The following is a 12,079-nucleotide window of genomic DNA, read 5'->3' as shown; positions in this document are numbered from 1 at the left end:
AATGTAGTTGCAGTTTAAAACCAATAGCGATAGCCTGCATCTGGTTTCAAATTGCAACCACACAATGAGTGCCGCATCTCTTCCACGTCCGCTGCTGGTCCTGCTCGCGGTTGCCGCAGGTGCCAGCGTTGCCAACGTCTATTACGCACAGCCATTGCTGGAACGCTTGGCACAGGCCTTTGCGCTGGACCGGGCCGTGGCCGGCGCGGTGCTGTCTGCTACCCAGGCCGGTAGCGTGCTGGCGCTGCTTGGCCTGCTGCCGCTGGCGGACCGTGGTGACCGGCGACGCCTGCTGCGGCTGCAGTTGATCGCACTGGTGCTGGCGCTGCTGTGGCTGGCAGCGTCACGCACGGCGGGCTGGCTGTTGTCGGGCATGCTGCTGGCCGGCTTGCTGGGCACGGCGCTGACCCAGGGCCTGATCGCCTACACCGCCATGCTGGCACCGCCCGAGCAGCGCGGTCGCGTGGTCGGTGTGGTGCAGGGCGGCGTGTTCATCGGCCTGCTGCTGGCGCGCGTGGTGTCCGGTACGGTGGCGGCGGCCTTTGGCTGGCAGATGGTCTACCTGTTGTCAGCGGTGGTGATGGCGGCGTTGGCGGCGCTGCTGTGGCGGCGCCTGCCCGCAGTACCGGTGCCGTCGGTTCCCCCACGCTGGCGCGAGCTGCTGGGATCGATGCTGGGCATGCTGCGCCGCGATCGAACGCTGAGCGAGCGCGGGCCGCTGGCATTGCTGCTGTTTGCAGGCCTCAATGTGTTCTGGGCGGCGGCACCCCTGCCGCTGTCGGCACCGCCGCTGCACTGGTCGACGGCGGCCATCGGCGCGCTCGGCATGGCTGGCGTGGTCGGTGCGTTGATGGCGGCCCGGGTCGGGTACTGGATGGACCGTGGTTTCACTGGTCGGGTCAGCCTTGGCGCGTTGCTGCTGATGCTTGCCGCGTGGTGGCCGCTGCTGGGCCTGCCGCAGTCGCTGTCGTTGCTGCTGCTGGGCGTAATCGTGCTCGACCTCGGTGGGCAGGCACTGCACGTATCAAACCAGGCATTGCTGCTGCGTGCACCGGCAGAACAGCATGGGCGCCTGGTGGCTTTGTACATGCTGTTCTATGCGGTGGGCAGTGGTGCAGGTGCAGCGGCCGGGCCCTGGATGCAGGCACGGCATGGCTGGCCGGCGGTATGCCTGTTGGGGGCGGGCATCGCGTTGCTGGCGCTGCTGTGGTGGGCAGCGTGGCGGGTGGTGGCGGTGAAAGCAGCGGCCGGCGGCCGTATCGGTAGTGCCGGCTGCCGGTAGAGTCGGCGCGCCATCAGCGCTGCAGTGCGCGCCGTCCCGGGGCTTCCTGCAGGTCCGCACTGGCCACCACCACGCGGTTGCGGCCGCTGCGCTTGGCCTCGTACATCGCCGCGTCGGCACGGGCCATCAGCCGCTCGTAGTCCGGATGGCCATCGTGGCCGGCCACGCCGATGCTGGCGGTGAGTGACAGCACCTGGCCATTGGCCAGTGCCACCGGCGACTGTGCGATCTGCCGCCGCAGGCTCTCGGCGATCACGGTCGCCTGCGATTCGCTGGCAGCCACCAGTACCACCACGAACTCTTCGCCGCCATAGCGGAACAGGTAGTCGCTGCCGCGCGTGAGCTGGCCGAGCAGGCCGGCGACGTGCTGCAACGCGCGGTCGCCGGCATCGTGGCCGTGTCCGTCGTTGATCGCCTTGAAATGATCCAGGTCGAGCAGCAGCAGCGAGAACGGTGTGCGGTTGCGCGTGGCCAACTCGATTTCCCGGCGCAGCACGGTGGGCAGGAAGCGACGGTTGAGCAGGTTGGTCAGCGCGTCGCTGCCGGCATCCAGCTCGCCGATGCGCTCGAACAGCAGTGTCATCAGGGTGCGGATGGCTGCCAGGTCCTCGCGGATGGCCGGCAGTACCGCCAGTCGCTGCGCCGGAGCATCGCCGCTCGCGCGCTGCAGGTGGCCGTCAATGCGGGCCATCAACTGGCCCACCTGCTGCGTTTCGCTGCTTTCGCCGAAGCTGGGGATGCCCTTGTGGGTGAACCACAGGCCGAACTCCGAGGTAGCCAGGCTGGCGTTGTCGCTGGCCTGCACGTGACCGGCCAACGCGTAGAGCAGGGCGTTTTCCCAGTCCAACAGCAGTGCGCGCTGGCGCTCGCGTTCGGTACCGACGTTCTGTACCAGCGAGAACAGCCGGTAGGCGGCGTCGGCACGGGTGGAGCGCTCGCGCGCATGGGTGTAGGCCAGGGTCATGCCTTCCATGGCGATGTCCATGATCGCGCTGAGGCAGGCGATGGCGGCGAATGCGGTCGCGCTGTCGGGTGCATCGTCGCGCAGGCGCACGAACAGTTCGTGCTTGAGAACACGCGCACCGCGGGTGACCAGGTCGACCGGGATGCCGACCCGCGCATGCACGTCGCCGATCACCCGCTGCGAGGCGACGGTGGTGGCGATGCCGGAGGCGTCAGTGGTCAGCAGTTGCACCAACCAGCGTTGCATGGCCGGCTGCAGGCGCTGTTTGACCTGATCGTGGGACAGGAAGCGGCGGGCACGCCCGTCCTGCAGCAGCACTTCGTAAAAGCGCTGGGCCAGCGCGGGTGGGGCATCGGTGGCAGCGGCCTTGAGCAGCGCGGTGGCGGCAGGGCCGGCCTGGAGCAGGCAATGCTGCCAGGCCTCGGCCAGCGGCTGGCTGGCATCGTCCAATTGGGGTGGTTCCACGTCGATCTCTGACTGCGTACGGCAAACCACGGGTATCGGCCGCGGCGGCGTACGGTTGATGGCGGGTTAGCCGGCCAGTTTACGCGCGGTGCAGGGTCGCACGGTGCGCAAACCACATTGGCACCGCTGCGGCAATGAGTGAACGCATTTGAGAATCACTCGCATTGATGGGAGAATGCGCGCACGGAACGGGCTGCAGGTGCCTGCTGCAGGACTGCTCCGCCTCCCCCTCGTCGTTGCCTCAAGCCCTTTGCCAGAGGCCCCGTAGCCCTGCCAGAAGGTCCTGATCATGTCTCCAGCCGTTGTCCTTTCGCCGCGCCCGCTGGCGCTTGCCGTTGCCGCCCTGCTGGCCGGTAGCGCCCTGACCGCCCACGCCGAAACCGACGCCACCGATATCGACACGGTGCACGTCACCGCCTCGCAGATCGCGCGCCAGGCACTGGGTACCTCGACCATCACCGCCGAGGACATCGCCAGGCGTCCGCCGGCCAACGACATCGCCGAGCTGCTGCGCACCATGCCCGGCGTCAACCTGACCGGCAACAGTGCCTCGGGCCAGTATGGCAACAACCGCCAGATCGATCTGCGTGGCATGGGCCCGGAGAACACGCTGATCCTGGTCGATGGCAAGCGCATCGGTGCGCGTGACGCCGTGCGCATGGGCCGCAGCGGTGAGCGCAACACGCGCGGCGATACCAACTGGGTGCCGGCGGAAATGATCGAGCGCATCGAAGTGCTGCGCGGCCCGGCGGCGGCACGCTATGGCTCGGGTGCGTCCGGCGGCGTGGTCAACATCATCACCAAGCGCCCGACCGGCGACCTGACCGGTGCGGTCGACCTGTATGGCCTGGTGCCCGAGCACAGCGCCGAAGGCGGCAGCGAGCGCGTCGGCCTGCAGCTGAGTGGGCCGATGACCGACACCCTGTCGTTCCGCCTGTACGGCAATCTCAACAAGACCGACGCCGACTCACTGGACCTCAACCGCCAGTACGCCACCAACCCCAACGCAGTGCCGCCGGCTGGCCGCGAGGGCGTCAAGAACCGCGATGTCAACGCGCTGCTGCGCTGGGACGTGACCGCCAACCAGGTGGTCGAATTCGAAGCAGGCACCAGTCGCCAGGGCAACATCTATGCCGGCGACCGCGCGGTGAGCACCACCGGTACCTCGACACCGATCGATCTGGGGGCGTTGGCCGAGCAGCAGGCCGAGACCAACCGCATGTACCGCAACACCGGCGCGATCACCCATCGCGGCCGCTGGGGTGACGTGACCTCGCGGGTAACGGCTGCAGTGGAGGCGGTGAACAACTCGCGCATCAACGAAGGCCTGGCCGGTGGCCCGGAAGGCAGCTTCAACGGCACCGACTGGTCGACCTCGCGCCTGCGCAACTACCAGTTGAACGGCGAAGTGAGCTTCCCGACCACGCTGGGTGGTGCCGAGAACATCTGGACGTTGGGCTTTGAATACCTCGACAGCCGCCTGACCGATCCTTACTCGATGAGCCAGTCCAGCAGCAGCGGCGGCGGCATCCCGGGGCTGTCGGCCGATCGCGCACGCGGCAAGTCCGACGCGCAGACCACCGCCGTGTTCGTGGAAGACAACATCTACCTGGGCGAGCGCTGGATCGTTACCCCGGGCCTGCGCTTCGACCATCACAGCCAGTTCGGCAACAACACCAGCCCCAGCCTCAATGCGCAGTTCCGCATCAACAGCGACTGGGTGGTGAAGGGCGGTATCGCCCGCGCCTTTAAGGCACCGAACCTGTACCAGTCGAATCCGGACTACCTGTACTACACCCGCGGCAATGGTTGCCCGAATGCGTTGCCGAGCCTGGGTGCCGGCTGCTACATGCGTGGCAATGCGGACCTGAAGGCGGAAACAAGCCTGAACAAGGAACTGGGCATCGAGTGGGCACCGCAGAGCGGCTGGCAGGCATCCCTGACGTACTTCCACAACGACTACAAGGACAAGATCCAGGCCGGCTACGACCAGATCGGCCTGACTGCCGATACCAAGGGCCGCATCTTCCGCTGGGAGAACGCACCCAAGGCGATCGTGCAGGGGCTTGAAGGCAACCTGGTGATTCCGCTGCTGGGCGAGCAGGGCAACCGCCTGAAGTGGAGCAACAACTTCACCTACATGGTGGAGAACGAGAACAAGAGCACCGGCCAGCCGCTGTCGGTGATTCCGAAGTACACGATCAACACGATGCTGGACTGGCAGGCCACCGACAAGCTGTCGCTGCTGCTAACCGGCACGTTCTATGGCAAGCAGAAGCCGGCCACTACCAACATCAACAATGATCCGCGCTGCACCGGCACCTGCGACCCGTCGATCGCGCTGCAGGATCGCGGTGCGTACAACATCTGGGGCGTGAGCGCGCGCTACAAGGTGACCGAGACGGTCAGCTTCGGCTTCGGTGTCAACAACCTGGCCGACAAGCGCCTGTTCCGCGAGGCCAACAGCAGCGATGCCGGCGCGGCGACCTACAACGAGCCGGGCCGCGCGTACTGGGCCAGCCTGCGCTTCGGCTTCTGATCCGATGAGCGCTGCGCCGGGGCGGTCCCGGCGCAGCCTGCGGGACTACTTCACCTGACGGCAATCGCGCAGGTGGACGCCGCCGGTATCCATCTTGTCGACCACGCCTTCCAGTTTCACCCAGTCGTTCTCGCGCAGGGTGGCGCCCAGCGCCATCTGATCCGGGGCCAGCGCACAGTGCACGGTGAAGTTGGCATTGTTGTCATCGTTCGACTGGCGCCCACCGATGCCGCCGATGCCCTTCATCTTGGTGACCAGGTAGCCCACTTCGAAGGTCTTGGCAAAGCGGTTGGGCTGGGCGGTGTACACCTGGCCATCGATGATGAAACGGCGGCCAAAATACTTGACGAGCAACGGCTGGTACATCGCGTCGGTATCCGGTGGGGTGTTGCTGCCGGAGAACAGCGCCCTGAGCGGTGCGGTGTTGACTTCCCGCTGCAGCCGCTTGGAGTCCTTGCCCATTTCGGTGGACATGCCAACCGCGGTGGCATGGATCGGCTTGTCGAAACCGCTGGAAACACGCACGGCTTCGGCGATCGCCTCGCCTTCGGGGCCGGTCTTGAGCTTGTCCAGCCAGCCACACAGCGCGCTGCGTGCGTCCTCTTCCTTGGCGGTCTGCCCGCGTGACAGCTTGGTGCCGACCACCACGTTGCCGCCATTGGAGGCGGTGATGATGCTGACCAGCGGCATCTTCGTGTCGGTCTGCAGCACGTACATCTGGCCTTCGGTTTCGGTGATGACATCGCCGCTGACGAAGTTGTTGCCTTCGTCGAGTGCGGCCTTGCGCAGCTGGCCCAGCGCACTGCGGGGCTTCAGGCCGGGAAGGGTGACCTCGGAGGTGAAGAACTGGCCATTGCGGGGGTCGCCTACCGAGCGGAAATTCTGCTGGCAGGTCTTGGCCGAGACGTCTGCGGCCATGCCCAGCGCGCAGGCCACGGCAACGGCGACCCAAGGGGTCTTGGTAGTCCACATGTTCCGTATTCCTTGTGCTTGGGTGTCCATTGCGGGCAGCACCGCGAGGCGATCCGGCTGCCCGTTCCCCCTCCAGAGGGGATGCGGCCATCATAATGTGGCCCCGCGCCGGCGCAAGCTGCAGCGACCCACGTCGCGGATCCTGCAATGTTATAAACACCGTGATAGTTTCCCCACGGCCGCCGGCGTAGCCTGCCTCCATCGCAAAGGAGCTGTTGCCATGGGCCACGACCACGATCACCTGCCATCCGAGATCCGCCACGAGAAACCCTTGTGGTGGGCGCTCGGCCTGACCTCCACCTTCCTCGTCGTCGAGGTGATGGGCGCGTTCTGGACCAACAGCCTGGCGCTGTTGTCCGATGCGGCGCACATGGCCACCGATGCTCTGGCATTGATGATCGCGCTGGTCGCGGTACGGCTGAGCCGGCGCCCGCCGGACGCGCGCCGCACCTACGGCTATGCGCGCCTGGAAGCGCTGGGCGCGATGATCAACGGCGCGATGCTGTTCGTGGTTGCCGCCTACATCCTGTGGGAGGCAGTCGGGCGCTTCCGCGAGCCGCAGGAGATCGCCTCCTCCGGCATGCTGGTGATCGCGGCTGCGGGCCTGATCATCAACCTGATCTCGATGCGCCTGCTGCAGGCGGGCAGTGGCGAGAGCCTCAACGTGAAGGGCGCCTACCTGGAAGTGTGGGCGGACATGCTCGGCTCGGTGGCGGTGATTGCGGGTGCGCTGTTGATCAAGTGGACCGGCTGGAAGCCGATCGATCCGATCCTGGCGGTGCTGATCGGCCTGTGGGTACTGCCACGCACCTATGTGCTGATGCGCGAGGCGATCAACGTGCTGCTGGAAGGCGTGCCCAAGGGCATGGACGTGGCCAAGGTGCGTGACAGCCTGTCCGGCCACGCTGCGGTGCTGGACGTGCATGACCTGCATGTGTGGGCGCTGGCCTCCAGCACGCCGGCGCTGACCGCGCACATCGTGATGCGCGACGGCACCGATGCGGATGCGCTGCGCCGTGAGCTGGGCGGGCGCCTGCACGATGACTTCGGCATCGAGCACGTGACACTGCAGATCGAAGCGGACCACTGCGGCGAAGCCTGTGGTGAGCCGGCGCCGGTGAAGGGCGGCGAGCACGAGGGACATGAAGGCCACGACCATGGCGAGGACGCGCAGGGCCATCGCGGTCACGTGCATCGTTGATTAAAATTGAGGGCCGTGCCGGGTGGTGCCCGGCGTGGCTATTCGTCCCGGCGCGAGGCCAGCCGATCCGCCAGCCGGGTCGGTTCCGGCAGCCGATAACCGCGCAGGGTGCGCTGCACCCAGGCCAGCGCGGTATCCGCACTGACCCGATGGCCACCGGCCACGAACAGTGGCTTGCAGCGCAGCTTGCTGCGCAGCACCCAGCCCAGTTGCTCATCGCCATCCAGCAGCGGCGTATGCGCACCGGCCTCGGCGCCCGGTTCGACGAACCTGCCCACCAGCTTCGACTTGGCCACGCCGATGCTCGGCAGGTCGGTGACCACGCCCAGATGCGCGGCCACGCCCAATCGTCGCGGGTGGCTGATGCCATGGCCATCGACGAACACCAGGTCCGGCGTATGCGGCAGCAGCGCCAGCGCGGCCAGCAGTGCCGGCAGCTCGCGGAAGCTGAGCAGTCCGGGGATGTAGGGCATCACCGTGGGAATCCGCGCGACTTCCTGCGCTATCGGCTGCAGCGTCTTCGCATTCAGCAGTACCGCAGCGGCGCGGGTGATGGCGCCGCCGTCTTCAAAGCCGACATCCAGCCCGGCCAGCCAGCGCACGTTGCGTGGCAGGCGGTCCTGGCGCTCCACGCGGCCGGCCAGCTGGAGCTGCTGCGCGCGGGCCGCGGCGACGCTGCCTTCCCAGCGCCCGGGGTCGATCACCGTATTCATTGGTCACAGCATCGCATGCACGGTGCCACGGCCCGGTGAGTGGCGCCCGGGGCTACAATGGCGGCCTGCCTTTCCTCGCGTTGGAGACCCTGCAGTGACCCGTAAACTCGTACTGTTGCGCCATGGCCAGAGCCAGTGGAACCTGGACAACCGCTTCACCGGCTGGGTCGATGTCGACCTGACCGAGCAGGGGCGCCGGGAAGCGGCTGCCGCCGGTCGCCTGATGCGCGAGGAAGGCCTGCAGTTCGACGTCGCCCACACCTCCGTGCTGAAGCGCGCCATCCACACCCTGCAGGGTGCGCTGGCCGAGCTGGAGCAGGACTGGCTGCCGGTGAACAAGTCCTGGCGCCTCAACGAGCGCCATTATGGTGGCCTGCAGGGCCTGGACAAGGCTGAGACCGCTGCCAAGCATGGCGAGGACCAGGTCAAGGTGTGGCGTCGTTCGTACGACATCCCGCCGCCGGCGATGGACCTGGAAGATCCGGGCCACCCGATCCATGACCGTCGCTACGCCGGCCTGGATCGCAACGCGCTGCCGGGCACCGAATCGCTGGCGACCACGCTCGACCGCGTGCTGCCGTACTGGCACGACGCCATCGCGCCGCAGCTGAAGGACGGCAAGACCGTGCTGGTCACCGCCCACGGCAATTCGCTGCGCGCGCTGTACAAGTACCTCAACAATGTCTCGCGCGAGGAAATCCTCGAGCTGAACATCCCGACCGGCATCCCGCTGCTGTTCGAACTGAACGACGACCTGACCGTGCAGTCTTTCCGCTACCTGGGCGACCCGGAAGCGGCGCGCAAGGCCGCTGAAGCCGTAGCCAACCAGGGCAAGGCGAAATAAGTAGATACCCACCGTTGGTGGGTATTCCTCTGCTGGGTGTGTGCGGACCAACGGTCCGCACCTACCCGATTGCGACCACGGGCGTTCCCCATGTGACCTTTGGCCGGTCCCCGCCGCAGGCCTCCCCGGCTACCCTGTGAAATTACCCGCAGGAGAGCCTCATGAACGTCCGCAACCTGGTCCCGCTGGGCCTGACCATCGCCATCGCTGCCTCGCTGGCGGCCTGTGGCAAGAATGAAACCGCGCCGGCGGCCAGCGCCGACGCCAAGCCGGCCTTCGACCTGTCGCAGATCAAGACGCCGCTGATCTCGCTCAACAGCGCCGATCTGGATCCGGCCATTTCGGCCTGTACCGACCTCAATGGCTTCGTCAACAGCAAGTGGCTGAAGGCCAACCCGGTGCCGGGCGACCAGACCACCTGGGGCAGCTTCGAGATCCTGCGCGAGCGTTCGCTGGAAGTGCAGCACACGCTGGTACAGCAGGCCGCCGCCAGCCAGGCCAAGGCCGGCTCGGTGGAAGCCAAGATCGGTGACATCTGGAAGACCGGCAACGATGAAGCCAAGATCGAAGCCGCCGGCCTGGCGCCGCTGCAGCCGCAGCTGGACAAGATCACCGCGCTGAACGACACCGCCGCCATCACCCAGTACCTGCGCGACAGCCAGGCCGAGGGCAAGGGCGTGCTGTTCTCGCTGTTCGCCAATGCCGACTACAAGGATTCGGCCAACGTCATCGCCTACGTCGGCCAGGGCGGCCTCGGTCTGCCGGAGAAGGGCTACTACTTCGATGACGCCCAAGCCAAGATCCGCGACGCCTACGTGGCCTACATCGCACAGGTGCTGACCCTGTCCGGCGTGGACGCGGCGCAGGCCGCCGAGCAGGCCAAGGCTGTGATGGCCTTTGAAACCCGCCTGGCCAAGGCCTCGATGTCGCGCATTGAAATGCGTGACCCGGCCAAGCGCTACAACCCGCTCAGCGCGGCCGACGCCGACAAGCTGACCCCGAACTTCAGCTGGAGCGCGCTGTTCGACACCCTGAAGGTGCCGGCCGCGCAGAAGTTCTCGCTGGCGCAGCCGGGCTTCTTCGGTGAAATGGACAAGATGCTCGCCGACGTGCCGGCCAGCACCTGGCAGGCCTACCTGCGCTTCCACACCATCGATGACGCCTCGCCGTACCTGAGCAGCCAGTTCGAGAAGGCCAACTTCGATTTCTATGGCACCACCCTGCGTGGCCAGAAGGAAATGCAGCCGCGCTGGAAGCGCGTGCTGGAGTCGGTCAACGGCGGCATGGGTGAAGCCCTGGGCCAGCTGTACGTCGACGCCGTGTTCCCGGCCGAGTCCAAGGTGGCCATGCAGCACCTGGTGGAGAACCTCTCGGTGGCGCTGAAGGCGCGCCTGGAGCAGCTGCCGTGGATGGGCGAAGAAACCAAGAAGAAGGCGCTGGAGAAGTGGGCCAGCTTCACCCCGAAGATCGGTTACCCGGACAAGTGGCGTGAGTGGACCGGCCTGCAGACCAACGGTGACAGCTATCTGGGCAACATGCAGGCGGCACGTGCGTTCAACTATCGCTACATGCTGGACAAGATCGGCAAGCCGGTGGACAAGACCGAGTGGGGCATGACCCCGCAGACCGTCAACGCCTACTACAACGCCACCAAGAACGAGATCGTGTTCCCGGCGGCGATCCTGCAGGCGCCGTTCTTCGACGCCAAGGCCGATCCGGCGCTGAACTACGGCGGCATCGGTGCGGTCATCGGCCACGAGATGATGCACGGCTACGATGACTCGGGCAGCCAGTTCGCTGCCAACGGCAACTTCGACAACTGGTGGACCGACGCCGACCGCAAGGCCTTCACCGAGCGTACCGACCAGCTGGTCGCACAGTTTGATGGCTACGAGTCGGTGCCGGGCGTGTTTGTGAAGGGCAAGCTGACCCTGGGCGAGAACATCGGCGACCTGGGCGGCCTGACCGTGGCCTACGACGCGTTGCAGATGGCGCTGAAGGAAGATCCGAAGGCGAACGTGGAGGTCGATGGCCACAGCCAGGACCAGCGCTTCTTCATGAACTGGGCCACCGTGTGGCGCCGCAACTTCACCGATGGTGAGCTGCGCGTCCGCCTGAACACCGACCCGCACGCGCCGGCCAACTTCCGTGCCAACGGCGCACCGTCGAACATGCCGTCGTATGCCGCTGCATTCCAGTGCAAGGCCGGTGACGCGATGGTGCGTGCCGACGACAAGCGCGTGGTGATCTGGTAATCGATCGCAGCTGATGCGTGATGCAGAAGGCCCGGCGAAAGCCGGGCCTTTTGTCTTTCGGGCCGATAGCGAGGAGCGGACTGGTAGAGTCGACTGTTAGTCGACTATCGCGCGCAGCGCGGGATTTTCGCGATCTGGACGAAGAGCAGTCGACTAACAGTCGACTCTACCGGCGAGCCGGCCAGCGCAACAGTCAGGCCAGCTCCGGCTCCCGCGCCAACATGCGATGAAAGCGCTGCAGAACGTAGGGATCGATCAGTCCGCCGGACTGCTCGTCGATGATGCGCAACGCAGTCTCGCGTTCCATCGCCGCGCGGTAGGGGCGAACGCTGGTCATGGCATCGTAGGCATCCGCAACGGTGACGATGCGTGAGCCCAGCGGAATGCTCTCGCCACGCAGGCCGTCGGGATAACCGCTGCCATCGAACGCTTCATGGTGGGCACGGATCAGGCGTGCGACCGGTGCCGCGTCGCTGCGGCCGGTGGCGAGGAAGATGTGTTCGCCGCGCACCGGATGCTCACGCATGATCGCGCGTTCCTCGTCGGTGTGCCGGCGCGGTGTCAGCAGTACATCGTCGGGAATGCCGATCTTGCCGATGTCATGGAAGCGCGCGGCCAGGCCGATCTGCGAACAGGCATCGTCGTCGAGATCGCAGTGCGTGGCCAGGCGCTGCGCGAGCAGGCCAACGCGGTCGCAATGGTGGCGGGTGTAGGCGTCGCGCATCTGCAGCGACATCGAGAGGGCATCGATCAGGCAGGCCTGCGCGTGCAGCAGGTCGGGGGCGGGTACGGCGTCAGGGAACATGGTCATCCGCCCGCACCGGGTGGGGACCGGTGCGGGGTG

General features: G+C 66.4%; 9 protein-coding genes. 5 read left to right on the top strand and 4 right to left on the bottom strand.

The genetic code is table 11. The features are described 5' to 3' along the window. Positions 1–64 precede the first annotated feature (64 nt). Positions 65–1,282, top strand: coding sequence for an MFS transporter (locus ACJ7C5_RS03670; protein WP_412703084.1), 1,218 nt, complete (start codon positions 65–67; stop codon positions 1,280–1,282). A 13-nt stretch (positions 1,283–1,295) separates the two neighbouring features. Here ACJ7C5_RS03670 and ACJ7C5_RS03665 read toward each other — a convergent pair whose 3' ends face one another. Continuing rightward, positions 1,296–2,711: a GGDEF domain-containing protein gene (locus tag ACJ7C5_RS03665; protein WP_412703083.1), complete on the bottom strand. Its 1,416-nt coding sequence runs from the start codon at positions 2,709–2,711 to the stop codon at positions 1,296–1,298. 289 nt (positions 2,712–3,000) lie between these two features. Between ACJ7C5_RS03665 and ACJ7C5_RS03660 the strand changes: the two genes are divergently transcribed. Further along, the gene (locus ACJ7C5_RS03660; protein ID WP_412703082.1) at positions 3,001–5,250 is read left to right on the top strand and encodes a TonB-dependent siderophore receptor; all 2,250 of its coding nucleotides are present in this window, start codon (positions 3,001–3,003) and stop codon (positions 5,248–5,250) included. 45 nt (positions 5,251–5,295) lie between these two features. Here the strand turns inward: ACJ7C5_RS03660 and ACJ7C5_RS03655 are convergent, their stop codons facing one another. Beyond that, the gene (locus tag ACJ7C5_RS03655; RefSeq protein ID WP_412703081.1) at positions 5,296–6,222 is read right to left on the bottom strand and encodes a hypothetical protein; all 927 of its coding nucleotides are present in this window, start codon (positions 6,220–6,222) and stop codon (positions 5,296–5,298) included. Positions 6,223–6,442: 220 nt separating this feature from the next. On the opposite strand from ACJ7C5_RS03655, the gene ACJ7C5_RS03650 reads away from it, so the two are divergent. Beyond that, on the top strand, positions 6,443–7,423 hold the full coding sequence (locus ACJ7C5_RS03650; RefSeq protein WP_412703080.1) for a cation diffusion facilitator family transporter: 981 nt from the start codon (positions 6,443–6,445) through the stop codon (positions 7,421–7,423). A gap of 38 nt (positions 7,424–7,461) precedes the next feature. Here the strand turns inward: ACJ7C5_RS03650 and nfi are convergent, their stop codons facing one another. Continuing rightward, positions 7,462–8,136: a deoxyribonuclease V gene (nfi, locus tag ACJ7C5_RS03645; protein ID WP_097048331.1), complete on the bottom strand. Its 675-nt coding sequence runs from the start codon at positions 8,134–8,136 to the stop codon at positions 7,462–7,464. Between the two features lie 94 nt (positions 8,137–8,230). On the opposite strand from nfi, the gene gpmA reads away from it, so the two are divergent. Together gpmA and ACJ7C5_RS03635 are read left to right on the top strand one after the other, a co-directional pair. Continuing rightward, positions 8,231–8,980: a 2,3-diphosphoglycerate-dependent phosphoglycerate mutase gene (gene gpmA / locus ACJ7C5_RS03640; protein ID WP_019337589.1), complete on the top strand. Its 750-nt coding sequence runs from the start codon at positions 8,231–8,233 to the stop codon at positions 8,978–8,980. A gap of 161 nt (positions 8,981–9,141) precedes the next feature. Next, complete coding sequence (locus ACJ7C5_RS03635; RefSeq protein ID WP_097048332.1) at positions 9,142–11,235, top strand: M13 family metallopeptidase; 2,094 nt, start codon at positions 9,142–9,144, stop codon at positions 11,233–11,235. Positions 11,236–11,428: 193 nt separating this feature from the next. On the opposite strand, the gene ACJ7C5_RS03630 is transcribed toward ACJ7C5_RS03635, so the two are convergent. Then, positions 11,429–12,046 carry an HD-GYP domain-containing protein gene (locus tag ACJ7C5_RS03630; protein ID WP_094000233.1) on the bottom strand — a complete coding sequence of 206 codons (618 nt, stop codon included), beginning with the start codon at positions 12,044–12,046 and terminating at the stop codon, positions 11,429–11,431. Between the last annotated feature and the right edge of the window lie 33 nt (positions 12,047–12,079).

Source organism: Nocardiopsis yanglingensis, assembly GCF_045809185.1.
In the GTDB taxonomy this organism is placed as follows: Bacteria; Pseudomonadota; Gammaproteobacteria; order Xanthomonadales; family Xanthomonadaceae; genus Stenotrophomonas; species Stenotrophomonas yanglingensis.
This window is presented reverse-complemented; position numbering and strand designations above follow the sequence as displayed.

Excerpts from the sequence above, each read along its gene's own strand:
- ACJ7C5_RS03660 (WP_412703082.1), top strand. The coding sequence starts at position 3,001 with ATGTCTCCAGCCGTTGTCCTTTCGCCGCGCCCGCTGGCGCTTGCCGTT.
- nfi (WP_097048331.1), bottom strand. The coding sequence starts at position 8,136 with ATGAATACGGTGATCGACCCCGGGCGCTGGGAAGGCAGCGTCGCCGCG.
- ACJ7C5_RS03635 (WP_097048332.1), top strand. The coding sequence starts at position 9,142 with ATGAACGTCCGCAACCTGGTCCCGCTGGGCCTGACCATCGCCATCGCT.
- ACJ7C5_RS03670 (WP_412703084.1), top strand. The coding sequence starts at position 65 with ATGAGTGCCGCATCTCTTCCACGTCCGCTGCTGGTCCTGCTCGCGGTT.
- ACJ7C5_RS03630 (WP_094000233.1), bottom strand. The coding sequence starts at position 12,046 with ATGACCATGTTCCCTGACGCCGTACCCGCCCCCGACCTGCTGCACGCG.
- ACJ7C5_RS03650 (WP_412703080.1), top strand. The coding sequence starts at position 6,443 with ATGGGCCACGACCACGATCACCTGCCATCCGAGATCCGCCACGAGAAA.
- ACJ7C5_RS03655 (WP_412703081.1), bottom strand. The coding sequence starts at position 6,222 with ATGTGGACTACCAAGACCCCTTGGGTCGCCGTTGCCGTGGCCTGCGCG.